The 25,601-nt window shown below is 37.3% G+C and carries 26 protein-coding genes; 19 read left to right on the plus strand and 7 right to left on the minus strand.

The window, feature by feature from the left end:
* Positions 1 to 45 precede the first annotated feature (45 nt).
* Positions 46 to 2,157 (plus strand): putative bifunctional diguanylate cyclase/phosphodiesterase, encoded by a 2,112-nt coding sequence (locus tag ACGLXV_RS09435; protein WP_391558387.1) that lies wholly within the window; start codon positions 46 to 48, stop codon positions 2,155 to 2,157.
* Between the two features lie 13 nt (positions 2,158 to 2,170).
* Here ACGLXV_RS09435 and ACGLXV_RS09440 read toward each other — a convergent pair whose 3' ends face one another.
* Positions 2,171 to 3,052 (minus strand): metallophosphoesterase, encoded by an 882-nt coding sequence (locus tag ACGLXV_RS09440; RefSeq protein ID WP_391558388.1) that lies wholly within the window; start codon positions 3,050 to 3,052, stop codon positions 2,171 to 2,173.
* Positions 3,053 to 3,245: 193 nt separating this feature from the next.
* On the opposite strand from ACGLXV_RS09440, the gene fadH reads away from it, so the two are divergent.
* Complete coding sequence (gene fadH / locus ACGLXV_RS09445) at positions 3,246 to 4,010, plus strand: 2,4-dienoyl-CoA reductase (protein WP_119707364.1); 765 nt, start codon at positions 3,246 to 3,248, stop codon at positions 4,008 to 4,010.
* A 225-nt stretch (positions 4,011 to 4,235) separates the two neighbouring features.
* On the opposite strand, the gene ACGLXV_RS09450 is transcribed toward fadH, so the two are convergent.
* Complete coding sequence (locus ACGLXV_RS09450; protein WP_391558410.1) at positions 4,236 to 4,859, minus strand: C39 family peptidase; 624 nt, start codon at positions 4,857 to 4,859, stop codon at positions 4,236 to 4,238.
* A 185-nt stretch (positions 4,860 to 5,044) separates the two neighbouring features.
* Here ACGLXV_RS09450 and ACGLXV_RS09455 point away from each other — a divergent pair, with 185 nt between their 5' ends.
* From ACGLXV_RS09455 to ACGLXV_RS09465, 3 genes are all read left to right on the plus strand, one after another.
* On the plus strand, positions 5,045 to 6,259 hold the full coding sequence (locus ACGLXV_RS09455) for an EAL domain-containing protein (RefSeq protein WP_391558389.1): 1,215 nt from the start codon (positions 5,045 to 5,047) through the stop codon (positions 6,257 to 6,259).
* 81 nt (positions 6,260 to 6,340) lie between these two features.
* Complete coding sequence (locus ACGLXV_RS09460; protein ID WP_119707367.1) at positions 6,341 to 6,571, plus strand: hypothetical protein; 231 nt, start codon at positions 6,341 to 6,343, stop codon at positions 6,569 to 6,571.
* Positions 6,572 to 6,804: 233 nt separating this feature from the next.
* A complete protein-coding gene (locus ACGLXV_RS09465; RefSeq protein ID WP_391558390.1) occupies positions 6,805 to 7,440 on the plus strand; it encodes a DUF3993 domain-containing protein in 636 nt (211 codons plus the stop codon).
* Between the two features lie 15 nt (positions 7,441 to 7,455).
* On the opposite strand, the gene ACGLXV_RS09470 is transcribed toward ACGLXV_RS09465, so the two are convergent.
* Both ACGLXV_RS09470 and ACGLXV_RS09475 read right to left on the minus strand, forming a co-directional pair.
* On the minus strand, positions 7,456 to 7,701 hold the full coding sequence (locus ACGLXV_RS09470) for a glutaredoxin family protein (protein ID WP_119707369.1): 246 nt from the start codon (positions 7,699 to 7,701) through the stop codon (positions 7,456 to 7,458).
* Positions 7,702 to 7,714: 13 nt separating this feature from the next.
* Complete coding sequence (locus ACGLXV_RS09475; protein ID WP_391558391.1) at positions 7,715 to 8,671, minus strand: MBL fold metallo-hydrolase; 957 nt, start codon at positions 8,669 to 8,671, stop codon at positions 7,715 to 7,717.
* 177 nt (positions 8,672 to 8,848) lie between these two features.
* Here ACGLXV_RS09475 and ACGLXV_RS09480 point away from each other — a divergent pair, with 177 nt between their 5' ends.
* The 10 genes from ACGLXV_RS09480 to ACGLXV_RS09525 all read left to right on the plus strand — a co-directional run bounded on the left by ACGLXV_RS09480 (position 8,849) and on the right by ACGLXV_RS09525 (position 18,325).
* The gene (locus ACGLXV_RS09480; RefSeq protein WP_066059865.1) at positions 8,849 to 9,085 is read left to right on the plus strand and encodes a YkuJ family protein; all 237 of its coding nucleotides are present in this window, start codon (positions 8,849 to 8,851) and stop codon (positions 9,083 to 9,085) included.
* 125 nt (positions 9,086 to 9,210) lie between these two features.
* Positions 9,211 to 9,654, plus strand: coding sequence for a cyclic-di-AMP-binding protein CbpB (cbpB, locus tag ACGLXV_RS09485; protein WP_391558392.1), 444 nt, complete (start codon positions 9,211 to 9,213; stop codon positions 9,652 to 9,654).
* A 68-nt stretch (positions 9,655 to 9,722) separates the two neighbouring features.
* Positions 9,723 to 10,601, plus strand: coding sequence for a transcriptional regulator CcpC (locus ACGLXV_RS09490; RefSeq protein WP_391558393.1), 879 nt, complete (start codon positions 9,723 to 9,725; stop codon positions 10,599 to 10,601).
* Between the two features lie 73 nt (positions 10,602 to 10,674).
* Positions 10,675 to 11,385, plus strand: a complete 711-nt coding sequence (dapD, locus tag ACGLXV_RS09495) for a 2,3,4,5-tetrahydropyridine-2,6-dicarboxylate N-acetyltransferase (protein ID WP_119707373.1) — start codon at positions 10,675 to 10,677, stop codon at positions 11,383 to 11,385.
* Positions 11,386 to 11,446: 61 nt separating this feature from the next.
* Positions 11,447 to 12,568 carry an N-acetyldiaminopimelate deacetylase gene (locus tag ACGLXV_RS09500; RefSeq protein ID WP_391558394.1) on the plus strand — a complete coding sequence of 374 codons (1,122 nt, stop codon included), beginning with the start codon at positions 11,447 to 11,449 and terminating at the stop codon, positions 12,566 to 12,568.
* 185 nt (positions 12,569 to 12,753) lie between these two features.
* A complete protein-coding gene (locus ACGLXV_RS09505) occupies positions 12,754 to 13,296 on the plus strand; it encodes a peroxiredoxin (protein ID WP_119707375.1) in 543 nt (180 codons plus the stop codon).
* Between the two features lie 81 nt (positions 13,297 to 13,377).
* Entirely contained in the window at positions 13,378 to 13,833 is a 456-nt protein-coding gene (locus ACGLXV_RS09510; RefSeq protein WP_391558395.1) for a TlpA family protein disulfide reductase, read from the plus strand.
* A gap of 143 nt (positions 13,834 to 13,976) precedes the next feature.
* Positions 13,977 to 15,731, plus strand: coding sequence for an ABC transporter ATP-binding protein (locus ACGLXV_RS09515; protein ID WP_391558396.1), 1,755 nt, complete (start codon positions 13,977 to 13,979; stop codon positions 15,729 to 15,731).
* 10 nt (positions 15,732 to 15,741) lie between these two features.
* Entirely contained in the window at positions 15,742 to 17,568 is a 1,827-nt protein-coding gene (locus ACGLXV_RS09520; RefSeq protein ID WP_391558397.1) for an ABC transporter ATP-binding protein, read from the plus strand.
* 97 nt (positions 17,569 to 17,665) lie between these two features.
* Positions 17,666 to 18,325: a potassium channel family protein gene (locus tag ACGLXV_RS09525; protein ID WP_119707379.1), complete on the plus strand. Its 660-nt coding sequence runs from the start codon at positions 17,666 to 17,668 to the stop codon at positions 18,323 to 18,325.
* A 222-nt stretch (positions 18,326 to 18,547) separates the two neighbouring features.
* On the opposite strand, the gene rnjA is transcribed toward ACGLXV_RS09525, so the two are convergent.
* From rnjA to def, 3 genes are all read right to left on the minus strand, one after another.
* On the minus strand, positions 18,548 to 20,215 hold the full coding sequence (gene rnjA, locus ACGLXV_RS09530) for a ribonuclease J1 (RefSeq protein WP_119707380.1): 1,668 nt from the start codon (positions 20,213 to 20,215) through the stop codon (positions 18,548 to 18,550).
* 3 nt (positions 20,216 to 20,218) lie between these two features.
* Positions 20,219 to 20,431: a DNA-dependent RNA polymerase subunit epsilon gene (locus ACGLXV_RS09535; protein ID WP_391558398.1), complete on the minus strand. Its 213-nt coding sequence runs from the start codon at positions 20,429 to 20,431 to the stop codon at positions 20,219 to 20,221.
* Positions 20,432 to 20,943: 512 nt separating this feature from the next.
* Positions 20,944 to 21,498 (minus strand): peptide deformylase, encoded by a 555-nt coding sequence (gene def, locus ACGLXV_RS09540; RefSeq protein ID WP_119707382.1) that lies wholly within the window; start codon positions 21,496 to 21,498, stop codon positions 20,944 to 20,946.
* 250 nt (positions 21,499 to 21,748) lie between these two features.
* Here def and ACGLXV_RS09545 point away from each other — a divergent pair, with 250 nt between their 5' ends.
* The 4 genes from ACGLXV_RS09545 to ACGLXV_RS09560 form a co-directional block, all read left to right on the plus strand.
* Entirely contained in the window at positions 21,749 to 22,417 is a 669-nt protein-coding gene (locus ACGLXV_RS09545; protein ID WP_391558399.1) for a YkyA family protein, read from the plus strand.
* Positions 22,418 to 22,855: 438 nt separating this feature from the next.
* Entirely contained in the window at positions 22,856 to 23,971 is a 1,116-nt protein-coding gene (gene pdhA / locus ACGLXV_RS09550) for a pyruvate dehydrogenase (acetyl-transferring) E1 component subunit alpha (RefSeq protein ID WP_391558411.1), read from the plus strand.
* A gap of 3 nt (positions 23,972 to 23,974) precedes the next feature.
* Positions 23,975 to 24,952 carry an alpha-ketoacid dehydrogenase subunit beta gene (locus tag ACGLXV_RS09555; RefSeq protein ID WP_119707384.1) on the plus strand — a complete coding sequence of 326 codons (978 nt, stop codon included), beginning with the start codon at positions 23,975 to 23,977 and terminating at the stop codon, positions 24,950 to 24,952.
* 90 nt (positions 24,953 to 25,042) lie between these two features.
* A partial coding sequence (locus ACGLXV_RS09560; RefSeq protein WP_391558400.1) for a biotin/lipoyl-containing protein occupies positions 25,043 to 25,601 on the plus strand: 559 nt, incomplete at its 3' end.

The following is a 25,601-nucleotide window of genomic DNA, read 5'->3' on the forward strand; positions in this document are numbered from 1 at the left end:
AGTTTTTAATACAACAAATGCTCAGGTACAAACGAGGATGATGAGATGGAGCAGTTTAAAAAGGTAATCTCTCGAGAAGTAATTAATGATAAAAATAGACGTGAAATAGAAGGAATGATCTTTGATATTATTCTTAACCATATCAATGATATGGTATTTATTATGAAGGTGGACGGAGATCAGTTTCGTTATGTTTTTGCCAATAAATCTGGTGCGACACATGCAAGACTAACCGTAGAAACGATGGGAAAAACCTTATTTGAGGTAATGCCTTTAGAGACTGCTGAAAGACTGCATGCCGCATATTTAAATGTAGTACAATCAAAAGAAGTTCAAGTGCTTATTGATCAATCAACATTAGATGATGGAAGGCTGATTCATGGGCAGTCGATTTTAACACCAGTCCTTAATGAAAATGAAGAAGTCAGATTTGTTGTATCTGTAACTCGTGATATTACAGAGTTAGAGGCGGAAAAGAGTCGCCTTAAAGTTACTGAACAGCGTTATCGTTCTATTGTGGACCATAATCTTGATGGGGTTATTCTCGCTACTCACGTAGGAGATATTATTGATGCGAATCCAGCTAGTGAAATTCTATCAGGATATACAGTTGATGAGTTAAAGATGAAATCAATTTTTGATTTTGTTGATGAATCCGACGTTGATAAATTTCGAGAATTTATTGAGCATTCTTTATCGGGGGTATCTTTAGAAACCCTGGACTTCCGAATGATTAACCGCAATAAACGGAAAATTACTGTCCATTTAAAAACAGTTCCATTAACGATTCATAATAAAATTACAGGCATATATATGATTTTTCGAGATATTACAGAGCAGGCGACAAATGCTGAGACAATAAAATACATGGCGTTCCATGACCAGCTAACAGGGTTGTACAATAGAAGAGCATTATTACGCGATTTAGATATTCTTTTAAATCATTCGGAAAGTAATAAAGAGGAACCATTTTCACTTCTTTCCATTGATATTGACCGATTTAAACAACTAAATGACTCTCTAGGTCATTTTGCAGGTGATCAAATTTTAATTAAGATTGCTGAACGATTAAGCGTTGATCGAACAGATGATTATAAGGTATACCGGCAGGGGGGAGATGAATTTATTGTTCTCCTAAAGGGAAATCGCCAGAGTGCAAACCAATTGGCGCAACTAATTTTGAACCGATTTGCTAAGTCCTTTTATTTGGATTCACATGAATATTATATTTCACCAAGCATAGGGTTAAGCATGTATCCACAGGATGGGAAAGATGCAGAAACTTTAATCAAAAACGCTGATGAAGCATTGTTTCGTGTGAAAGAGAAGGGAAAAGCTCATTATCAGTTTTATCGAAGTGATAAAACACAACCACTTGCCAATATCGTTTCGATAGAGACACAACTTAGAAAAGCTCTTGAGCGTAATGAATTGATACTATTATATCAGCCACAGGTAGAATTAAGCAGCGGGAAGATCAATAGCTTTGAAGCGTTGATCAGGTGGAATTCAAAGGAGTTTGGGTTGGTCCCACCATCAGAATTTATCCCTCTTTCCGAAGATACGGGTTTAATTATTCCTATAGGTAATTGGGTCATTGAACAAGCTTGTATGCAAATAAAGGAATGGAATGATCTTTGTGGTGAAGAAATTACGATTGCAATAAATATATCAGCGAAACAATTCCAACAACCAACTCTTGTCAGTACGATTCAAAAAGCGATTCAGACGTTTCAAATTAATCCTTCCTTGCTTGAAATTGAGATTACAGAGGGAGTTATGCAGGATACGGCTGAAACTGCTCCAATACTTAAAAGTTTAAAGGAATTAGGAATTAGTATTGCGATTGACGATTTTGGTACAGGTTACTCATCATTAAACTATTTAAAAAGTTTTCCCATTGATGTTCTCAAAGTAGATCAATCGTTTGTCAGAGGTATCCATAATAACGAAAAGGATGCTGCAATTACAACAACGATTATTCACCTAGCAAATAGCCTTGGAATGAAGGTAATAGCTGAAGGGATTGAAGAAGAAGCACAGGCAAAGTTCCTTTTAAATACAAACTGTCATAAAGGACAGGGTTACTTTTATTCAAAACCATTGAGTAAAATGGATATTGAACAAACCATTTTTAACAGACCGACCAACTTATAATGGACGGTCTGTTTTAATTTTGTAGTGTTTGAAGAGTAAATAAGGTAATTTCGGGTGGAGAGAGAAACCGAAAGGGTAGCCTTGTTGTACCTAAGCCTCTATTCACATAAAGAGTCAAAGGATTACTTGTCTGTCCAATTTGATAAAATCCTTCATAATATTTTTTGGCAAACGGGGGCTTAATAATGGCTCCTAAAAAAGGAATTTGAATCTGTCCACCATGACTGTGTCCACTTAATTGGAGTTGAACATTTCCTATGTTAGCAGCCTGGTCTGCTAAATCAGGTGCATGTGATAAAAGGATGGTATAAGCCTCATTAGGGATGCTTTCTAATGTCGCTTGAATATCTGGCCTGCCTAACATTGCATCATCAATCCCAGCGATATACAAACTCTCATTTGTAAGAAGAGAGACTTGATGAGCTTCATTCAATAGAAGGGTAAACCCAGCTTCTTTCATAACATTTCGATATAAATCCGAACCATAGCCTCCGTGATCGTGGTTCCCATATATAGCAAACGAACCAAACGGAGCATGGAGATTTTTTAAAATCGGTGCGATTGAGTTAATTTCAGCATACTGATTAGGTGTATCCATTAGATCACCCGTAAAAAGAATCATGTCGGGCTCGAGTGAATTTATTTTATTGACCAATTCTTTAAGTTGGGTTAAATCATATTGAAATCCAACATGCGTATCGCTGAATTGAAGTATTTTAAAGCCGTTGAAACCATTGGGAATCATGGGGTGAGTAATGGTATGTTTCTTTATCGTTAATAGCTTTGGCTCAATTTCTCGAGCGTAGAAGCCACCTCCACCGACAGCAACAATTCCTGTTAGAATAGTGCCAATCCCTCTTTTCAAAAATCGTCTTCTCGACATTTTTGTGTTCATTACTAATCAACCTATTCTCATTTCTAAATTTAGGACAATCCACTTTATACTAACAAAATCAGGGAGATATGAGAACTAAAAAGGTGTGATTAAATTCTTGTCCATGAAATATATGTATACAGATGTAGAATGAAAAATGATAAAATATAAATGAATGAATGTTCATTCTTTTTTTAAAAAAGGGGGATGGAAGATGGAGAGGAAAGTAGTTATCATAACAGGCGGATCATCTGGCATGGGGAAAGCAATGGGGAAAAAGTTTGCAGATAGCGGTTTTAATGTGGTCATTACAGGAAGAGATGAGGAAAAACTACAAGCTGCCAAAAAAGAAATTGAAAAAGAAAATGACCAAGTTCTAACTGTGAAAATGGATGTTAGAGAAGTGGAGGACGTAAAAAGAATGGTCGAGCTGGCGGATGAAACATTCGGGCGAATAGACATTCTCATTAATAATGCAGCCGGAAACTTTATATGTCCAGCGGAAAAACTATCTGTGAATGGATGGAATTCCGTGATAAATATTGTGTTAAACGGTACGTTTTATTGTAGTAGCGAGGTAGGAAAGTATTGGATTAATAAAGGGATAAAGGGGAATATCATAAATATGGTTGCTACATATGCCTGGAATGCAGGTGCGGGAGTAATTCATTCAGCAGCTGCAAAAGCGGGAGTACTATCCATGACAAGGACGCTTGCTGTTGAGTGGGGGCAAAGATATGGCATAAGAGTCAATGCTATTGCACCTGGACCGATTGAACGAACGGGTGGTGCACAACGGTTATGGGAGTCCCAAGAGGCAGCCAATCGAACTCTTTCAAGCGTGCCGCTAGGAAGACTAGGTACTCCTGAAGAAATCGCTGAATTGGCCTACTTTTTATGCTCTAAAGGTGCCCAGTATATTAATGGAGATTGTATTACGATGGACGGTGGGCAATGGCTTAATCAACATCCATTTTAAGATAAGAAGACAGGCTAGTCGGAAACTAGCCTGTTTAAAAAATATGAAAGAAGATTTTTAACTTTGAAAATTGTCTAGCTCCAGCGCCCTAGCGCCTAGTGTCCTTCGCTCTCCGCCCTACGATAAGTCAACATCAAATCGCCTTTGGCTCTTCGTGTTTCCTTTAACTCAGTTGGAGCGCTCCAGGCCATACGGCGCTGACCAGGGCACTTGAGCTTTTCTAATTTATTGATAGCTAACCGCTCTATTTTTTAATGCGTTCCAAGACTGTAGAAATTGTTGCTTATTCACTTTTACCTGTTTTCTACCTGATAAAGGGTCATTCAAATAAACATAAGATTGATCAAAGCCAACTAAAACGACCGCATGCAAATCAAGAGGTGTAACTATTTTTTTATTACCATGCATCCAAGATTCTGGTCGGTCTGGTAAACGGTAATCACCTGTTGTCCACACTACAACAGGAAAGCCCTTTGTAACATGTGCTTCAATTTCATGAAACGGTTTATTGGTTAGATTGACTGCTTTCCCTGGCAAATAAGTATTAATTAAGTCAATCATTGGTCCATCAAACACCGCATATCCAGCCCTTTGGCCAGTCATATCACCAACAAATCCTACATCCGGATCTCCCCAACGAATAATATCACCATTTTGTTTTACCAATGGATCATTGTCTTTTTTTATTTTATTGAAAAGATCCATTTTATTTGTATTCACTCCAGCAAATTGCAGCATCATAGCGAGGCTTGTAACCTCACAACCATACCTTAATTCTGGATTTTGCTTGATTAAAGGAACATCCAGTAATGCGCTGCTTTGTGCGAATGTTGAGAAAGGAATACTCATCACTAAAAGAATGGATAGAAACATTGATTTTATTTTCATTTTGTACCTTCCTTTCGTTAAGCTTAGAATGCAAAAAAGGAAAGGTGATTATAAGGAAAGGTTTATGGAAGAGGTTCATGGAAAAGGAATATTAAGCCTTTTTATGGTATAATTATTGAAAAGATGGATGTAAGGAGCGATCGTAATTGGATGCATTGGATATCTTAACAGATCTTGAAAATGTACTTCCTTTTTTTCAACCGATATTCAGTGCGGATGAACACCAGGTTATCGGTTATGAGGTATTAGGAAGGTACTATGATGGCTCGGAGTATATAAGCCTTGGTCCGTTTTTTCATGACTCAAGTATTCCCGAAGAATATCGAACAGAAGTTGACCAGGTTGTATTAAAAAAAGCACTCGATCGTTTTCTAGAGGTTGATGAACACCTCTTAATCTTTATTAACAGAGATGCGGATTTGTTGATGAAGGGGGCAGATGATCCATTTTTAGAAGTGCTGCACGAATACGAAGAGCTTGGGTTGCCGTTAAATAGGTATGTGCTTGAAATTTCAGAAGCTAACTATAAAGGTGAAATTGATCAGCTAGATCATTTTCTCAATTATTTAAAAACGCTAGGGATCAAAATAGCCATAGATAAGCTTGGTCACGAAAGCAGTCACTTGGATCGAATTGGTCAGTTATCTCCTAATATTTTGAAAGTGGACTTGCGTGCCCTTCGTTCTAACCGTGCTTCGCAAGGGTTCCAAGATATCTTGTACTCACTTTCTTTATTAGCGCGAAAAATTGGTGCAACCTTGCTCTTTGAAAACATTGAAATGGTATACCAACTCCAATTCGCTTGGAAAAATGGAGGCAGGTACTACCAAGGATTTTACTTACATAAACCAGCAAAAGATTTTGTAGAACGCACTATTTTAAAGGATAAACTAAAGGAAGAGTTTCACCGTTTTATTGCCTATGAGAAAAAGCGAATCGAAACTTTACATCAAATCACAGAATCTTTTCAACTCCGTATGCAGGATTTGGTGTCCAAATATAAAAAGCAAGAAAAGTACGAGGAATTTTTAGGATCCTTAACGAAGGAATTAGATTCAATTGCTTTTCGCTTATACATTTGTGATGAAGATGGGTTTCAAGTGTCACCAAACTTATTTAAAGGTGATCACGAATGGGTTAGCCAAGTTGAATATATGAATAAAAACTGGAGCTGGAGACCTTATTTCTTAGAAAATATTCATAAAATGCGCTTTGAGAAAAAAGGCATTTTATCGGATGTATACAGCGATATTGAAATCGGTGATAACATTCGAACATTCTCTTACCCATTAAGTACGAAGCATTACTTGTTTATCGACCTTTCGTATGCCTTTCTTTATGACAATGACGGTTTGTTATAATTTGCCCTACTCATAAAAAGAATAAACGAGGACTATTGTGGAATCGTATAGATATGACAAATAATAAAGGAGGAGTTCTCCTTGAGTACCTACATGTCAATCTTATTATTTATTTCCATGGGTGTCCTCGTTTTTTCTTTGGGGTATACATTAGCCGTAACAAGAAGACCAAAGCAACTAAAACCAGAAGCAGATACACCACTTCCAACAAAGGTCCAATCGCATATATATTTGCGAAATCCAGTTTTTTTAACGTATGGGATTTTCTTCTTGCTGCTGATTCTAATTATTTTATTTTATAACCTATCGTAAAAACCTCTTGTGTAGAGGTTTTTTGTTTTTGTAAGACACTCTTTTTATCTTTGTAGGTATTTTTCCTTATTTTTTCGCCTTTTTCTTCATAAAAAGTTATATCTGTTGTCACAAAGGGTAACTTCATCTATATAAATGTCAGATTAGCGCGTTATTTTACGAACGAATGCGTGCATCTAGAGATGAGATTGTTGTTAAAATGGAAATTATTACGAGGAAGGGAAAGTGAGCTTATGAGTCGAAAAAAACGTATGCTATTATTGGTATTTTCCATTCTATTCTTTTTTCCTTTAATTGGACAAGCTGCTTCTGTATCAACGATTGAAACCAGAGAAGATGTTCTTGGTTTTTTGCATGAAGCATTTCAGGCGCAGGTGTCGTTAAGTGAAGAAGGAAGAACAGAAGATGAAGTAAATTCGATTTTAAAGCCTTACTTTACGGATTCCTATAATCAGCTTTTTAAAAAGGAAAATATGGTGGAGGAGAATGGATTACAGTTTACATATGGAACGGACTTTGCACCTTACTACATTCCGTTTTTCCAATTTTCTGACCAAACAGAAATAGTCATAAATAAAAACAGTATTTATGTGTATGAATTTTTTGAAGGGCAAAATGAGGGACCGGTAACATACAAAGACCATTTTGAAGCTATCATTTTGAAAAAGGAGCATACAGGGAATTGGAAAGTAAGTGATTATTTATACGACTTTAATCCATCCACAGATATTGTTCCTGAAAAAGAAGAGGAAAAAACGAGTAGTCTTGAAAAAAACAATCCATTTCAAGCGCTAATGATTAGCACTCTTCATCATATGAAGCTGACCGCGAGCTTTTTCAACCATTATATAGCATATGGAAACGAGTAGAGCGAAACAAAAGCTCTACTCGTTTTTGTCTGATAGACCTAGCGCTTCCACAATTCGCTCTTGCTCAAATCCAATAATCACATCTCCATTAATTACAATGGTTGGCGTAGAGTAAGAACCAAGCTTAATTAATTCATCTCGAGCGGATGAATCTTTTTTTATATCCTTTAGTTCATAAGAGATCTTCTGATCATTAAAAAAGTTTTTCGTAAATTCACAAGGAGGACAGCCTGGCTGGGTGTATAAGGTAACTTTGTTCATTGTATTCCTCTATTCAAGTTTTATTTTGTTTGTCGATAAAATCAATTAAACCCATAGCACATATGCTCATGTCTAAAGAAATGACCTCATTTACTTTATGGTCTTTTGATATAGAATAAGATTCTAAATGATTTTGTATCATTTCATATAAGTAATTAAAGGCTAATTGAACTCGGTCTTCAAAAGAAGTACGAGCTTCATATGCTTTTTTTCCTTGCTCTACAAAACGATCGATCCAGCTATCGACTTGTAGAAACACTTGATTTGGTTGCTCAGTAATTCCATAATGCCCAAAACAGAGGTATTGAGGTTGTAGCTCCTTAAACATTTTAAGAGACTGTCGCATTTTGTCAGGATGAAATTGATTCGGCGACGTTGATGGCAAATAAAGCTTAACACCTGTATCCTCTAGGTCCGGATAGTAGACACCCGCAGTATCTCCCGTAAATAGCGCCTTATTGGATGCATCAAAAATACTAACATGATGATTTGCATGCCCTGGTGAGTGATAAAAGGTAAGTACATGATGTGCTCCTAATTGAAGCTTTTCTTCATGTTCCATCGACACTATACGATCTTCAGGGATAGGAACGATTGGATCAAACAGTTCATCGAATCGATCTCCATACACCGCTTTTGCTCCAGCAACTAATCTGGTAGGATCAATTAAATGTCTTTTACCAGCAGGGTGGACGTACACAGTTGCATTCGGACAGGATTGAAGTAAAAGCCCAGCACCACCAGCATGATCAAGATGGATATGTGTAACAATAATGTTCTGGACCTCACTAGGCTTGAACCCTAGTTCCTGTAATCCAGCAAGGATGTATGGGACAGAGGGGCTAGCACTCGTTTCGATGATAGTAAGTTCGTCGGCAACTAGCACGTAGCTACCTGTTCTATTCTTAAGTCCTAAGTCATGACCGTCAATAATGTACAAATTTTCGAGGAGTTTCACTACATTTTTCAAAAAAAAACCTCCTTTTTTATACTTTTCCTTGTACAAATACCCTTCATTATTTTATGCTGTTAATATTGGCATGTAAAGAAGGATGGCACGAATTTTCTGATTTCTTTTTTCGTATAGAAACATGTCAAAAGAGAAACCTAGGAGTATCAATAGGTTTGTTTCGAAAGGAGAGAGAGTATGTCGCAGCTTCAAGGAATCATTACACGTTTAAAAAATCTTCAAGAGCAAGCGAGTTCAGGTGAGCCAGCTCAACGCTTTTTTGAAGTTAATGGAGAAAGAAAGTGTCAGGTTACTTTTCACCCAAAAACAGAAACATTTGAACTAGAAGTATACAATGACAAAGAAAAACCGAAGAGATACCAATTCGACAACATTGATATGATTACTATTGAAATCTTTGATCTCATACAGTAACCAACTATACATAGAGGGGCCATTTATTGGTCCCTTTTGTATGTAAAGAAGTTAAAAAGAGCAAACCCTTTCAAACTGTGATAAAATAAATATAGCTGAAAACAAGAGATGAGGAGTTTTCGACAATGATAAGTCTTCACAGTGGGGAATTTTTAGAAATTAATATTAGAGATTTGATGATACCATCTGAACGCGTGGCACATGTGCAAGTTAAAAACAATTTAGAGCATGCTTTATTGGTGTTAACGAAAAGTGGATATACCGCTATACCTGTTCTTGATCCACATTATAAGCTTCATGGATTAATAAGTACTCCAATTATTATGGAGTCTATATTAGGTCTAGAGCGGATTGAGTTTGAGAAACTTGAGGAAAAGAAGGTTGAAGAGGTCATGAATCAAGATGTTCCTCGGATATCAATTGATGCTAGTATAAAAAGCTCTCTTGAAACTCTTATCGATCACCCGTTTATTTGTATCGAAAGTACAGAGGGGATTTTTGAAGGAATTTTAACTCGTAGAACGGTTTTGTTTCACTTAAATAAGCATATAAAAAAATTAAATAAATAAAGATATGCTCCCTTTTGGGGGCTTTTTTCAATTATAATATAAGTAAAACTTATTAACCGAGGGATGTTGTGTCTACACTATCAGAGTTTCAATTATTATCCGTACTAGCAACTGAAATGAATATGAGAAAAGCCGCAGAGCGATTATTTGTTTCTCAGCCTGCTCTTTCCCAAAGACTACAAACGATTGAGAAAGAATGGGGAACTAAGCTATTTATTCGTTCACAAAAGGGATTAACACTTACTCCAGCAGGAGAACTTGTTATTGAGTTTGCCAACGAAGTATTAGGGAAAGAAGAAAAAGTAAAAGAAGCGATTCACGGGCTTGATACAGAGGTATATGGAACCTTAAAAATAGCTGTAGCTTCCATAGTAGGTCAAAACTGGCTTCCCAAAGTACTAAAGAAGTACATGAACAGATATCCTCATGCAAAAATAGCTCTAATAACTGGCTGGAGCAGTGAGATTTCAAAGGCGCTTTATGAAGATCAAGCACATATCGGAATTATCCGTGGAACACCTGAGTGGAAGGGTGTAAAGATGCATTTGTTTGAAGATAGTCTTTATTTAGTCGACAAGGTGATTACTAGCCCGGAACAGGTATTAAAAACAGATCGACCATTTATCCAGTTTAAAAGTGATTCCAATTATTTTCAGGAAATCCAAGATTGGTGGTATAGGAATTTTCAAACCTCACCAAAAAGAACTTTAGTCGTGGATCAAATTGAAACATGTAAACAGATGGCTCTGAATGGAATTGGTTTTGCAATATTACCTGCTATTACATTAAATCAGATGGATAAGGATATATTTAAAATCCCGTTACTTGACGAAGCTGGAATGCCTTTAAAACGGGACACTTGGCTCATGGGTTATGAATCTTCCTTTAAGTTAAAACAGGTGCAAGCATTTGTGGAAATTATTAAAGAATTTATTAATGAAAGCTAAAGGGTTCCCACTTGTCTTGAATGCGGTTGTTTGTTAAAGTAATTTTTAGATTGTACAAATTGGAGGGAAAGATATGAAAATGATGGATGCAAACGAAATCATTTCGTTTATTCAAAATAGCAAAAAAGCGACACCAGTTAAGGTATACATAAAAGGTGATCTAGAAGGAATTGACTTTGGTGCAAGTGCAAAGGCCTTTATCACTGGAAATACAGGAGTTGTATTTGGTGAGTGGAGCGAAGTTAGTGAAGCATTAGAAGCAAACAAAGGAAAAATTGAGGACTATGTTGTTGAAAATGACAGAAGAAACTCAGCCATTCCACTTTTAGATATGAAAAACATTAAGGCGCGTATTGAGCCAGGTGCTGTTATTCGTGATCAAGTTGAAATTGGTGACAATGCTGTTATCATGATGGGCGCATCTATTAACATTGGTGCGGTAGTTGGTGAAGGAACGATGATCGACATGAACGTTGTTTTAGGTGGACGAGCTACTGTAGGTAAAAACTGTCATATCGGTGCTGGATCTGTTTTAGCAGGGGTTATTGAACCACCTTCTGCAAGCCCTGTTGTGATCGAGGATGATGTTGTTATTGGAGCAAATGTTGTTGTGCTAGAAGGAATTCGCGTTGGTAAAGGTGCTCGTGTAGCTGCTGGTGCAGTTGTCATCGAGGACGTACCAGCTGGTGCAGTAGTTGCAGGTGTTCCTGCTCGTGTCATCAAACAAGCGGATGAGAAAACATTATCAAAAACGGAAGTAATCCAAGCATTACGTCAACTATAATACATTCTTGAGAGCGTGGATTCCTATCCACGCTTTCTCCTTAAATAAAGGGGGAGAAGTAATGAGTAATCCGTTTGTTCAAATTCGTAGAGACTTGCATCAAATCCCTGAGCTTGGCTTTCAGGAGTATAAAACGCAGAAATATTTACTGTCATATATTGAATCGTTGCCAAAAGAGCGGTTAGAAGTAAAGAAATGGGAAACAGGTTTATTCGTAAAGGTATATGGGTTAAACCCAAGAAAACTAATTGGTTATCGCGCCGACATTGATGGGCTACCAATAAAAGAAGAAACCAAGCTTCCTTTTCAGTCTACTCATTCAGAACAAATGCATGCTTGTGGCCATGACTTTCATATGAGTATTGGATTAGGAGTATTAACTCACATAGTTCACCACCCTATTCAGGATGACATGCTGTTTATATTTCAACCTGCTGAGGAAGGTCCCGGCGGGGCAGAACCTATGTTGAAGTCTAGGGAAATGCAAGAGTGGAAGCCTGATATGATTATTGCCCTTCATATTGCACCGGAGTATCCTGTTGGTACAATTGCAACAAGAGAAGGACTTTTATTTGCTAATACATCTGAACTTTTTATTGACTTAGTCGGAAAAGGTGGACATGCCGCCTATCCTCACCAAACGAATGATATGGTAATTGCCGCTTGTAGCCTTGTAAGTCAACTACAAACGATTATTAGTAGAAATGTTGACCCCTTGGATAGCGCCGTTATTACAATTGGAAAAATTACTGGTGGGACTGTTCAGAATGTCATTGCTGAGAAGGCTAGACTAGAAGGCACGATACGGACCCTCTCGGTTGATTCGATGAAAAAAGTGAAAAAAAGAATCGAGTCTATCGTACAAGGGGTAGCTACTGGATACGAGTGCGAGGTTAAGATAGATTACGGTAGTATGTATCATCAAGTATATAATGACCATTCCTTAACAAGAGAATTTATGAATTTTGTCGAGGAACAATCCTCGGTTCACGTGATTGAATGTAAGGAAGCGATGACAGGAGAAGATTTTGGATATATGCTAGAAGAGATACCTGGCTTCATGTTTTGGCTAGGGGTTGAGTCTGAGCATGGACTTCATCATTCAAAATTAAATCCCAATGAAGATGCAATTGAGAAAGCGATTATGCTTCTAACCTCATACTTAAATTATAAAGGAAATTAAATAAGAGAGTTTATTTTACAAAAAAATAGGGCAAACCATATAGTGGGTTAGGTGTTATTTTAATAATAACTCTTTTTTAACATCTATTCCTTCATAACAATTGACTCAAGCATTAGGTTACTACTATAATTGTATTTGTATTTTTTTTCACAATATCTACATATTTTTACACGGAGGGATTTATAATGGCAGAACGTATGGTAGGAAAACAAGCTCCACGCTTTGCGATGGATGCTGTACTTGCAAATAAGGAATTCGGTAAAGTAAGTCTTGAAGAAAACATGAAAAACGATAAGTGGACTGTCCTTTTCTTTTATCCAATGGATTTCACTTTCGTATGTCCTACAGAAATCACTGCATTGTCTGATCGTTACGATGAGTTCGAAGACCTTGATGCTGAAGTAATTGGAGTGTCTACTGACACCATTCACACTCACTTAGCTTGGATCAACACAGATCGTAAAGAGAACGGACTTGGTGATCTTAAGTATCCTTTAGCTGCTGATACAAACCATGTTGTTTCACGCGAATATGGAGTATTAATTGAAGAAGAAGGTATTGCTTTACGTGGTCTATTCATCATCAGCCCAGAAGGTGAAATGATGTACTCTGTGGTAAACCACAACAATATCGGTCGTGATGTAGATGAAACATTACGTGTACTTCAAGCACTACAAACTGGTGGTCTTTGCCCAGCAAACTGGAAGCCAGGTCAAAAAACTCTTTAATCAACAAAGTGGAAAAGGCCTTAACGTAATGTTAGGTCTTTTCTTTAAGTTATGAAAATTATTTACAGGGAGAGTTGTAAAATGAAACTTAGAGCGCCAATGCCAGAGCTAACTGGTGCAACAGAATGGTTAAATGGTGAGGTAGCGAAAGCTGACTTAGTCGGAGAAAAGCCTACATTAATTCACTTTTGGTCAGTAAGCTGCTACTTATGTAAAGAGGCAATGCCACAAGTGAATCAATTCCGTGATGATTATAAAGATAAATTAAATGTTATCGCTGTTCATATGCCAAGAAGCGAAGAAGATCTAGATCTTGATGCAATCAAGAAAACAGCTGACGAACACGGAATTACACAACCAATCTTTGTTGACAGCGAACATAAATTAACGGAAGCATTTGAAAATCAGTACGTTCCTGCTTACTATGTGTTTGATAAAGATGGAAATCTTCGTCATTTCCAAGCTGGTGGAAGCGGAATGAAAATGCTAGAAAAACGTGTAAATCGTGTTTTAGATGAAATGGAAAAAGCGGAGTAAAAATTTTTAAAAGACTAGGATCCCTAGTCTTTTTTTATATGAAAAAATGTTGTAAAAGGGTGGAAATTTATTTCGAAAACCGATATATTTATTACTATGCTCATGAATTTTTTAGAAATTCTGACAAATGAAGGGGGATTTTCATGGAGGTTTTTAAAAAGCTGAAAGAATTTTACTGGCCTTATAAAAGCTATTTCTTATGGTCAATGTCATTTCTATTACTTATTACAGGAATCACTGTAATATACCCAATTATTCTTCAAATAACGATTGACGACATAGTGCTGGGGGGAAGGTACGAATGGATTCCAATCGTTAGCTTAGGTTTTGTGGGTGTTATGGTTATCAAGGGGATTGGAACGTATATTCACCAATATACAGGAGACTTGTTCGGAATAACCTCCGTTTATAAGCTGAGAAATCGCCTTTATGAAAAGCTGCAGTATTTACCGTTCCGTTATTACGATAATGCCAAAACGGGAGATCTTATGTCGAGGTTAACGGCAGATGTAGAAGGGTTTCGTTTTTTTCTTTCATTTGGGTTTTCAGAGTTGATTCGCTTTATCGTCTTAATTGGTATCACTTTTGGTGTTATGTTCTACTACTCTGTTCCACTAACCATTGTTACTTTGATCACACTTCCGTTTTTAGCGGTCGTTGTTTATAAATTCGATCAAGCTGTTCATCCTGCATTTAGAGGAATTCGAAAATCCTTTGGAAAATTAAACACAAAAGTACAAGAAAATATTAGTGGTATCAACACGGTGAAGTCATTATCAAGAGAGGACTTTGAAATCGGAAAGTTTAACCATTCAAATGGTGACTATAAGGATAAATATATTTTCACCTCCAATATTTGGGCAAAGTATTTTCCACTAATGGAGTTGCTAGGTAATATTAGCGTCGTTTTATTGTTGTCTTACGGGGGATACCTCGTCATCCAAGAAGAGCTGAAACCTGGAGAGTTAGTGGCCTTTTACAGTTTGGTTTGGTACATTATGTGGCCGATTATGAATTTAGGTTTTGTTATTAATTTATTTTCTCAATCAAAAGCTTCTGGAGAAAGACTTTTGGAAATTCTTGAAGCAGAGGGAGAGATTGAGGAGAATGATGGACAATTAACTGTCGATAGATTGCTAGGAAAGGTAGAGTTTAAGAACGTTACCTTTAAATACACTGAGGATGATTCTGAGGCCTTATATGATGTTTCTTTTGTTGCTGAGCCTGGAAAGAAAATTGGGCTACTAGGCGCTACTGGGTCAGGTAAAACCACCATTACACAGCTCATCACTAGATTTTATGACGTTACTGAAGGAGAAGTATTAATTGACGGTGAGAAGGTTAACAATTACGCACTTAAATCTCTAAGAAGCAATATTGGGTTTGTGTTACAGGAATCCTTTCTGTTTTCGTCTTCCATTAAAGCAAATATCTCTTATGGAAGACCAGAGGCGACAATGGAAGAGATCGTTGAAGCAGCAAAAAGGGCTCAAGCACATGATTTTATAATGGAGCTACCCGATGGCTACGACACAATGCTTGGGGAACGTGGAATGGGATTATCAGGAGGTCAAAAACAGCGAATTGCAATCGCAAGGGCGATTTGTGTGGACCCAAGTATACTTATCTTAGACGATGCTACAAGTGCTGTTGATATGGAAACCGAATATAAAATACAGCAAGCACTTCACGAAGTTATGAAAGGGCGAACAACATTTATCATTGCCCATAGAATTTCATCGCTTAAGCATGCTGATGAAATTCTGATTCTAGATAGAGGGAAAATTGTCGAACGAGGAGTCCATGAACAACTAGTAAACCAAAACGGACTTTATCAGCGTGTATATGATATTCAATACCAAGATCAAAAGCAAATTATGCAATCGCATATCGGATAGGGGGGATCATATGAGTAAGAAACAACCACGTGTTAGTGAGAATGCAATAAAAAGATTTGAATATTCACAAGACCAGATAATTGATAAACCGTTTAACTGGGGTCAGATGCTACGATTGTTCAGTTATATGAAACCATATCGGAAGAATTTACTTCCCTTTTCAATGATTATGGTACTGATCAACACAGCTGTACGACTTATTATCCCGCTATTGATAGGGGTGTACACGTTAGACAGAGCAATCGTAAATAAGGATGCGAAACTCCTAACTACACTTGTAGTTATCATTTCTGGTTTATATGTGGCTTCTTACATAGCCAATTTCTTCCGGATAAAATGGATGAATCAGCTTGGGCAAAATGTCATATATGACTTAAGGAAACACCTCTTTACACATGTACAAAACCTTTCGCATCGATTCTTTGACCAAAGATCAGCAGGTTCCATTCTTGTAAGAATTATGAATGATATCAATTCTCTTCAGGAGCTATTTACGAATGGAGTTATTAACCTATTAATGGATGTTATTCTTTTGATAGGTGTAATGGTTATATTGGTTACATTAAGTCCCGAATTAACATTAGGGATTATGATTATCTTACCAATCATGTTCTTTATTTCTACAAGTCTTAGAAGGAATATTAGAAAATCATGGCAGGTTGTACGTCTCAAACAGTCAAAACTAAACTCTCATCTGAATGAAAGTATACAAGGTATAAGAGTTACTCAGTCCTTTACACAGGAACAGGAGAACATGGCGTTTTTTGATGGTGTGAATACTGAGAATTTTCAAAGCTGGAAAGAGGCCTCTCAAAAAAATGCAATGTTCCGCCCAATGGTCGAATTAACGAATGCGGTCGGGACAGCTGTTCTCATCTGGTTTGGAGCTAGTCTAATTCAAAACGAATCGATAACAATCGGTGAGTTTGTGTCCTTTGCCTTTTATTTAGGGATGTTTTGGGAGCCTATTTCAAGGCTTGGCCAAGTATATAATCAATTGTTAATGGGAATGGCATCTTCTGAGCGTATATTTGAATTCTTGGACGAAAAGCCGATTGTGTCTCAGAAGGACGCAGCCATTGAACTCGAAAATATTCAGGGACAAATCGAGTTTGAAAATGTTGAGTTTGCCTACGATTCTAATCGTAAAGCACTAAAAGGCATATCTTTGGAGATGAGAGCCGGTCAAACCGTTGCCCTTGTTGGCCATACTGGTTCAGGGAAAACAACAATAGCAAACTTAATTAGCCGGTTTTACGACCCGACTAGTGGTACAGTAACTATCGATGGTACTGATTTAAAGGATGTTTCGTTAAAAAGCTTAAGAAAACAAATTGGTGTGGTACTGCAGGATACATTCATATTTTCCGGCACGATCATGGAAAATATATTATTTGGAAACCCCGAGGCTTCGGAGGAAGAGGCAAAAGAAGCCGCAAGGGCAGTTGGTGCTAATGGGTTTATTGAAAGACTTCCTAATGGGTATGAAACAGAGGTAGAAGAGAGAGGAAATGTCCTTTCCGTAGGAGAGAGACAGTTAATTTCCTTTGCTAGAGCCTTGCTTGCAGACCCCAAAATTCTTATTTTAGACGAAGCAACGGCAAGTATAGATACAGAGTCTGAACAAAAGATTCAAAATGCCTTAAAGACTTTATTAAAAAACCGTACAGCTGTTATTATCGCTCACCGTTTGTCTACGATACGTGAAGCAGATCAGATCTTTGTTTTAGATCATGGTGAAATAATTGAACAGGGAAATCATGAACAATTAATGAATTTTCAAGGGGAATACTATTCTCTTGTAAGAGCACAATTTACCATGAACACAGCGAGTTAATGGAGTTGTCCCCCAACCTGAGATGGGGGGCTTTTTCCTTTTAGTCCTTTGTGCTAAAATGGTAAAATACTTCAACAGTATTCGGAGGAACCTTTTTATGAAAAAAGAATTTGCTGTCATTGGACTCGGTCGTTTTGGAGGAAGTATTTGCCGTGCGCTTGCTGAAGAGGGTATGGAGGTTATGGCTATTGATAATAGTGAGGATCGAGTGAATGAGTTTTCAATGATTGCTTCTCATGCCGTAGTAGGAGATTCGACTGACGAGTCAGTTCTAAAAAGTCTTGGTATACGTAATTTTGACCACGTGATCGTTGCCATTGGTGATGACATACAAGCGAGTATTTTAACTACGCTTATTTTAAAAGAGCTTGGTGTAAACAATATTACGGTAAAGGCACAAAATGATTATCACGAGAAGGTACTTAGAAAAATTGGTGCAGACCATGTGGTTCATCCTGAGAGAGACATGGGGAAAAGAATTGCTCATAATATCATATCAAATAGTGTGTTAGATTATCTTGAGCTCTCAGATGAGCATAGTATAGTCGAGATTGTTGCAAGTGACCGTCTTGTAGGGAACACTATTATCGATTTGGATATTCGTGCGAAATACGGTATTAACATTGTTGCTATTAAGCGAGGAAATAATATCATTGTATCACCACAAGCAAATGAACCTATTGCAGCAAATGACGTCCTAATTGTTATTGGTGCAGATGTAGACATCAATCGTTTTGAAAAGAAAGTCATCCAATAATGCAAAGAAAAGCCACTCATTTTAAGAGTGGCTTTAAGTTTTACTTATGAGGTAAAGAAGTTTGTACTTTGAAAATTGTCCAGCTCCAGCGCCCAACAACTAGTGTACTTCGATCATCTCCCTACGATAAGTCAACATCGAATCGCTATCGCTCTCCGTGTTTCCTTTATCTCAGTCGAAGCTCTCCAGTCCATACGTTGCTAAACGGTCGCTTCCGCCTTTCTATACCTCCATAATGATCGGTAGGATCATTGGACGACGTTTTGTTTTTTCATATAGGAAAGGAGATAAAGTGTCGGTAATTTCATTTTTAATTTCCGACCATTGTGTTGTCTTTCTTTCCATCACTTTATTTAAGTGCTTAGAAATTAGCGATTGAGCATCGTTAATCAGGTCACCGGACTCTCTCATATACACAAACCCGCGAGAGATGATATCAGGACCAGCAGCAATTTTAAAGTCCTTCATATTAATGCTTACTACAACAACGACTAGTCCTTCTTCAGAGAGGATACGACGGTCTCTTAAAACGATATTACCAATGTCGCCGATTCCGCTTCCATCGATATAAACATTTCCAGATGGAATCTTTCCAGCAACCTGTGCAGTATCTTCGCTTAAAGCTAAAACCTCACCATTATCCATAATAAAGCAGTTTTCTTCTTCTACGCCACAATCCACTGCAAGTTTGGCGTGCATTTTTTGCATGCGATATTCCCCATGGATCGGCATGAAGAACTTAGGCTTAATGAGTCGTAGCATAAGCTTTTGTTCCTGTTGTCCACCGTGACCAGAAGTGTGAATATCATTTAATGATCCATGAATAACATCTGCTCCCGCGCGGAACAGCATGTTGATTGTACGACTTACACTAACCGTGTTTCCTGGAATTGGCGAAGATGAGAATACAACTGTGTCTCCAGGGTTAATTTGAATTTGACGATGAGTTCCATTGGCAATACGAGAAAGAGCTGCCATAGGCTCGCCTTGACTTCCTGTACATAGAATCGTTAATTGATTAGCTGGAATTCGATTGATTTGTTGTGACTCAATAAATGTATCTTTCGGTGCACGAATATAACCTAATTCTTGTCCAATGCGGATGGCTGCTTCCATACTTCTACCGAATACAGCAATTTTTCTACCGTGTGCTACAGCAGCTTCTGTTACTTGTTGAAGGCGGTGGATATTAGATGCAAAGGTAGCAAAAATAACGCGCCCTTCTACCTTTCTAAAAATATCCTGGATGCTTTCACCAACACGTCGCTCAGACATGGTGAAATCAGGGACTTCGCTGTTTGTACTATCAGACAACAAACAAAGTACGCCATCTTTACCGATTTCTGCCATTTTTGTTAAATTAGCAGGTTCCCCGACTGGAGTGAAATCGAATTTGAAATCTCCAGTGTGGACGATTTGTCCAGGAGGTGTTTTCACTACTATTCCATATGAATCCGGAATACTATGGGTAGTTCGAAAGAAAGTAACCGATGTCTTTCTGAACTTGATGATGTCATCTTCTTTAATCTCGATTAATTTAGCCGTGCGAAGTAATCCGTGTTCTTCAAGCTTATTTTTAATTAAGCCAAGTGCAAGTTTTCCGCCGTAAATAGGAATATTTACTTCTCTTAATAAATAAGGAATCCCACCAATATGATCCTCATGACCATGTGTAACAAAAAGGCCTTTAATTTTGTCCACATTTTTCACTAGGTAAGTGTAATCAGGAATAACGTAGTCAATTCCAAGTAGCTCGTCCTCTGGAAACTTAATACCGGCATCAATCAAGATAATTTCATCTTGGAATTGAACTGCATACGTATTCTTTCCGATTTCCCCAAGGCCGCCAAGGGCGAACACGGCCGTTTGATCATTTTTAACAAATTTCATAAATTAATCAATCTCCAATACTTTAAAATCTTCATTTAGTTGTTCATACTCTAAGAATGCACCCGTTACTGGTGTAACAAACTCGATATTGTATGGTCGGTCTGCCAATTTTGTACGGACTTCTCGTTCTGAATCCGCTTTAACATAAACGGTTTTTGTTTTTTCTCTTACAGGTACCTGTAATTTGTCTTCTTGAAAATAAACTTTATAAATCATAAAAAAATCTCTCCTTATTCCGATAGTAACTTTTTCTATTATATCTAAAAATAACATGTATTTCATGTTTTTTCTCGTTTAATAGTAGGATTATGCAGAATTAACCATTATTTTACATTATTGCAAAAGAATATGTAGTGGCAATGATTAACTTTACAATAAAGAAGTAGCCCTTCGCAAGTTTAGAAGGGCTTTCTCATAGAAAAAATATATAGTATAAGAGCAGGCTTGGGGAAGCCCCAAGCCAGGAAGGTAAAAAATTATGCAATTGTTTTTTTACGTAATAATTCGTTCCACTGCCTAACAAGCTTTTTTCTAAGCTTCTTTAACATGGTGGATCATCTCCTTACAAATAATATTTAAACGATCCTTGTCCAAAGTAAAGAAAATTTGTCCCGGAAGCATTTCTTCTACTTATATTATATGATGTTTTAACAATTTTTCTCGTGGATAAAGTTGGTATTTTAGTGAATTCATAAAAAAACTGCTGGTAGTTTTACCAGCAGCCACAATTATCTTTCTACGGCAATTGAATGGTCAGGTACGTAATATGGGTCTTTTTTGTTTATATGATCATAAAACAGCACTCCGTTAAGGTGGTCAATTTCATGTTGAAAAACAATTGCCATAATCCCTTTTAATCGAAGTTTAACTTCTTTTCCTTGTAGATTAAATGCCTTAACTGTAATTTTTGAATATCTTGGCACGAAACCGGGGAATGCTTCATCTACAGATAGACATCCCTCGCCAGAAGTAAGATAGGCTTTTTCTACGGAATGGCTAATAATTTTTGGGTTAAACAATGTATAGCTATGGAGTTGGTCTTTTTCATCTTTTGCATGAATGGCGATCATTCTTTTCGAAACGTTTATCTGGGGTGCTGCAATTCCAATTCCAGCTCGTAACTGATACTTCATTGCTGTTTCTGGATTTTGGCTATTTACTAAATATTCATGCATACTTGTTAACAGTTCAATATCTTCTTGAGAGGGAGGAATGGAAACTTCCTCGGCTACTTTACGTAAGGTTGGATGTCCATCCCGTATGATATCATCCATTGTTATCATAAATACACGCTCCTAAGTTACAAGACTTTCACTCGTCCGTTGTTTATCGATAATAGTCTACCAAAGTTCGGATCAAAAGTTAATCATCTCTTCCGGATTTTGCTTATTTAATACATATTTACGAATGTTTAGAAATATGATGTAACAAAACGGACAAGCCTAGCCAATTTTTAAAATAAAAGCATTGTAATAGTATTGTCATTCATCCCACTACTAGATATAGTTAAAATTGTTATAGGAGGGCTAAATTGTGCGTAAAAATCAACTTTTATTAGGTATCTTTTGTTTTGCTTTCATCCTGTTTTTGTCTGGCTGTAGTCCTTTTCAATCAACACCCGAAAAAATTCACGAAGTGTTAGAAGATGTGGTAGAAAAAGAAGCTTTGTTTGAAGAACAGCAGGAACCGTTAGTGCAGTTAGAAAAGGACGAGCAGCAATTATATGAAGAAATAATGGCACTTGGGACAAAGAATCTTGATGATATTGTAAAAAAGTCTGATGAAGCTATAGAAATAGTAGATAAAAGACAAGTTCATATGGAAAATGAACAAAAAAGCCTAGAGGAATCAGAAGAAGAATTTAAACGTGTGAAACCTTTAATTGAGAAAATTGATGAGAAGCAAGTAAAAAATAAAGCAGACGAATTATATTCCGTAATGACTGAAAGATATCGTACCCATGATGAGCTTTATAAAGCATATACGCAAGGCCTCGAGCAGGACAAAAATCTGTATAATATGCTAAAAGCAGAGGAAAGGTCTTTAGGAGAACTTGAGGAACAAATAGTTAAAATAAATGGAATATACGAACAAGTTATTGCAGCTAACGAAAAATTTAATGAGCTAACAAAGGAATATAATGATATTAAGCATGCCTTTTATGAACTATCAGGATTAGATATAGAAGAGTCGACCAAATAAGGTCGGCTTTTTTTGATTTATAACAGGATGTTTAATAGGGAGATGTTATATAGTACAGATAGAATTATCGATTGGTACAGAAAAGGATAATGATTAAAATAATAATTACTATGAATATATTTAAAAACTTACAGATTTAATATTTGACGCAGGTATTTTTAATGATGTAAACTAAGAAACGAATCAATTTATTGTATCAATTTTGTTGCATAAGTTAGTGATACAGAATATCATAAGCATTGAATCTACAATTTCTGTTTTTTTAAACGAGATTTGTGGGAAACTACTTAATAAATAATAGCTTCTCTCTGTTTAGAACAGGTCAAATCTAAGAATGATGATTATTTCTAAGAAGATTTGATTTTGGGTATCCTAATTTTTGTGCGTATTTTAGCTTTTATTATTATTTTTCTACCAAAGAAAGGATTGGTGACTCCGATGGCTTCTAAAACGAAGAATCAAGGGTTCGATGCAACGAAGCAACTCGAGCAAATCTCTGAGCAGTTTCAAACTATTCAAGTGTTAAACGAAGAAGGGGAAGTAGTTAATGAAGCTGCAATGCCAGATCTAACTGATGAGCAGCTACAAGAATTAATGAGCCGCATGGTGTATACAAGAATTCTTGATCAGCGTTCTATTTCTTTAAATAGACAAGGTCGTTTAGGATTTTATGCTCCAACTGCAGGGCAAGAAGCATCACAACTTGCTTCACAATTTGCGTTAGAAAAGGAAGATTTCATCCTTCCAGGTTATCGTGATGTTCCTCAAATGATTTGGCACGGACTTCCATTATATCAAGCATTCTTATTCTCACGTGGACACTTCCACGGAAATCAAATTCCTGAAGGTGTAAATGTAATTTCTCCACAAATCATTATCGGTGCACAAATCATTCAAGCTGCTGGCGTAGCTTTAGGGATGAAAAAGCGTGGAGCTAAATCTGTTGCGATAACTTACACAGGTGACGGTGGAGCTTCTCAAGGTGATTTCTATGAAGGAATTAACTTTGCAGGTGCATTCAAAGCGCCAGCTATCTTCGTTGTTCAAAATAACCGCTTTGCTATTTCTACACCAGTTGAAAAGCAATCAGCAGCTAAGACAATTGCTCAAAAGGCAGTAGCAGCTGGTATCCCTGGAGTTCAAGTAGACGGTATGGATCCTCTTGCAGTGTATTCTGCAGTAAAAGAAGCTCGTGAAAGAGCAATTAACGGTGAAGGTCCAACACTTATCGAAACGCTAACATATCGTTACGGTCCACACACAATGGCAGGAGACGATCCAACAAGATATCGTACTTCTGATCTAGATAATGAGTGGGAGAAAAAGGATCCACTAGTACGCTTCCGTAAGTTCCTTGAGAAAAAAGGAATCTGGAACGAAGAAAAAGAAAACGAAGTAATCGAAAGAGCAAAAGAAGATATTAAAGAAGCAATCAAAAAGGCAGACGAGGCACCTAAACAGAAGGTTACAGACCTAATGGAAAATATGTACGAGCAAATGCCTAAGAACCTTGAAGAACAATACGCTATTTATAAAGAAAAGGAGTCGAAGTAAGCCATGGCGCAAATGACATTGATTCAAGCAATCACGGATGCGTTACGTATTGAATTGCGCAATGATCCGAACGTGTTACTATTCGGTGAAGACGTAGGAAATAACGGAGGAGTATTCCGTGCAACTGAGGGTCTTCAAAAGGAATTCGGAGAAGAGCGCGTATTTGATACACCACTTGCTGAATCTGGAATCGGTGGTTTAGCAATCGGTCTTGGTTTACAAGGTTTCCGTCCAGTAATGGAAATCCAATTCTTTGGTTTCGTGTATGAAGTTATTGACTCAATTTCAGGTCAAATGGCTCGTATGCGTTATCGTTCAGGTGGACGTTACAATTCTCCAGTCACAATCCGTTCTCCATTTGGTGGTGGCGTTCATACACCTGAACTGCATGCTGATAGTTTAGAGGGTTTAATGACACAACAACCAGGATTAAAAGTTGTTATCCCTTCTACTCCTTATGATGCAAAAGGTTTATTATTATCAGCTATTCGTGATAACGACCCAGTTATTTTCCTTGAGCATATGAAGCTATACCGTTCATTCCGTCAAGAGGTTCCTGAAGAGGAGTACACAATTCCGTTAGGAAAAGCTGACGTGAAGCGTGAAGGGAAAGACTTATCTATTATTACTTACGGAGCAATGGTACACGAATCACTAAAAGCTGCTGAAGAGCTTGAAAAAGAAGGTTTCTCAGTTGAAGTAGTTGACTTACGTACACTTGCACCATTAGATATTGACGCTATCGTAGCATCTGTCGAGAAAACTGGACGTGCAATTGTTGTTCAGGAAGCACAGAAGCAAGCGGGAATTGCTGCTCAAGTGGTTGCTGAAATTAATGACCGTGCAATTCTTAGCTTAGAAGCTCCTGTATTACGTGTAGCAGGTCCTGATACTGTGTACCCATTCTCTCAAGCGGAAACAGTATGGTTACCTAACTACAAAGATGTAATTGAAACTGCGAAGAAAGTATTAAGTTTCTAAAATTTTTAATAAAAGGGGAATGGGTCACCATTTTCCCTTTCCTTATTTGAAAAGTTCTGAATAAGCTCGTATCTATAGGAGGGTGAATACATGTCATTCCAATTTAAATTACCTGACATCGGTGAAGGTATCCATGAAGGTGAAATCGTTAAGTGGTTTGTAAAAGCTGGCGATAAAGTTCAAGAAGATGATGTACTTTGTGAAGTGCAAAACGATAAAGCAGTAGTTGAAATTCCATCACCAGTTGCTGGTACGGTTGAAGAAGTTCTAGTAGGTGAAGGAACAGTTGCAACAGTAGGTCAAGTACTTATTACATTTGATGCTCCTGGATATGAAAACCTTAAATTTAAAGGTGACGATCACGCAGAGGAAGCACCAAAGCAAGAAGAGCAAGCTCCTGTTGCAGAAGCTAGCACAACTAACAACGGTGTAGCAGAAACGCAGGCCTCTGTTGACCCTAATCGTCGTGTGGTTGCAATGCCTTCGGTTAGAAAGTATGCTCGTGAAAAAGGTGTAAATATTACTTTAGTTGCTGGTTCTGGTAAGAACGGTCGCGTACTAAAAGAAGATATTGAAGCATTCTTAAATGGTGGAGCAGCACCAGCAGCGGTAGAAACTGCACCAACAGCTACTGAAGTTGCTACTGAAG

The sequence above is a fragment of the Robertmurraya sp. genome, from assembly GCF_036676585.1.
GTDB lineage: Bacteria > Bacillota > Bacilli > Bacillales > Cytobacillaceae > Robertmurraya_A.

What these genes read in the sequence shown, in the direction of transcription:
- fadH (WP_119707364.1), top strand. Translation starts at nt 3,246, where the DNA reads ATGGAGAGGAAAGTAGTTATCATAACAGGCGGATCATCTGGCATGGGG.
- ACGLXV_RS09505 (WP_119707375.1), top strand. Translation starts at nt 12,754, where the DNA reads ATGGCAGAACGTATGGTAGGAAAACAAGCTCCACGCTTTGCGATGGAT.
- ACGLXV_RS09525 (WP_119707379.1), top strand. Translation starts at nt 17,666, where the DNA reads ATGAAAAAAGAATTTGCTGTCATTGGACTCGGTCGTTTTGGAGGAAGT.
- ACGLXV_RS09435 (WP_391558387.1), top strand. Translation starts at nt 46, where the DNA reads ATGGAGCAGTTTAAAAAGGTAATCTCTCGAGAAGTAATTAATGATAAA.
- ACGLXV_RS09535 (WP_391558398.1), bottom strand. Translation starts at nt 20,431, where the DNA reads ATGATTTATAAAGTTTATTTTCAAGAAGACAAATTACAGGTACCTGTA.
- def (WP_119707382.1), bottom strand. Translation starts at nt 21,498, where the DNA reads ATGATAACAATGGATGATATCATACGGGATGGACATCCAACCTTACGT.
- ACGLXV_RS09440 (WP_391558388.1), bottom strand. Translation starts at nt 3,052, where the DNA reads ATGAACACAAAAATGTCGAGAAGACGATTTTTGAAAAGAGGGATTGGC.
- pdhA (WP_391558411.1), top strand. Translation starts at nt 22,856, where the DNA reads ATGGCTTCTAAAACGAAGAATCAAGGGTTCGATGCAACGAAGCAACTC.
- rnjA (WP_119707380.1), bottom strand. Translation starts at nt 20,215, where the DNA reads ATGAAATTTGTTAAAAATGATCAAACGGCCGTGTTCGCCCTTGGCGGC.
- cbpB (WP_391558392.1), top strand. Translation starts at nt 9,211, where the DNA reads ATGATAAGTCTTCACAGTGGGGAATTTTTAGAAATTAATATTAGAGAT.
- ACGLXV_RS09470 (WP_119707369.1), bottom strand. Translation starts at nt 7,701, where the DNA reads ATGAACAAAGTTACCTTATACACCCAGCCAGGCTGTCCTCCTTGTGAA.
- ACGLXV_RS09555 (WP_119707384.1), top strand. Translation starts at nt 23,975, where the DNA reads ATGGCGCAAATGACATTGATTCAAGCAATCACGGATGCGTTACGTATT.
- ACGLXV_RS09480 (WP_066059865.1), top strand. Translation starts at nt 8,849, where the DNA reads ATGTCGCAGCTTCAAGGAATCATTACACGTTTAAAAAATCTTCAAGAG.
- ACGLXV_RS09520 (WP_391558397.1), top strand. Translation starts at nt 15,742, where the DNA reads ATGAGTAAGAAACAACCACGTGTTAGTGAGAATGCAATAAAAAGATTT.
- ACGLXV_RS09450 (WP_391558410.1), bottom strand. Translation starts at nt 4,859, where the DNA reads ATGAGTATTCCTTTCTCAACATTCGCACAAAGCAGCGCATTACTGGAT.
- dapD (WP_119707373.1), top strand. Translation starts at nt 10,675, where the DNA reads ATGAAAATGATGGATGCAAACGAAATCATTTCGTTTATTCAAAATAGC.
- ACGLXV_RS09465 (WP_391558390.1), top strand. Translation starts at nt 6,805, where the DNA reads ATGAGTCGAAAAAAACGTATGCTATTATTGGTATTTTCCATTCTATTC.
- ACGLXV_RS09515 (WP_391558396.1), top strand. Translation starts at nt 13,977, where the DNA reads ATGGAGGTTTTTAAAAAGCTGAAAGAATTTTACTGGCCTTATAAAAGC.
- ACGLXV_RS09500 (WP_391558394.1), top strand. Translation starts at nt 11,447, where the DNA reads ATGAGTAATCCGTTTGTTCAAATTCGTAGAGACTTGCATCAAATCCCT.
- ACGLXV_RS09510 (WP_391558395.1), top strand. Translation starts at nt 13,378, where the DNA reads ATGAAACTTAGAGCGCCAATGCCAGAGCTAACTGGTGCAACAGAATGG.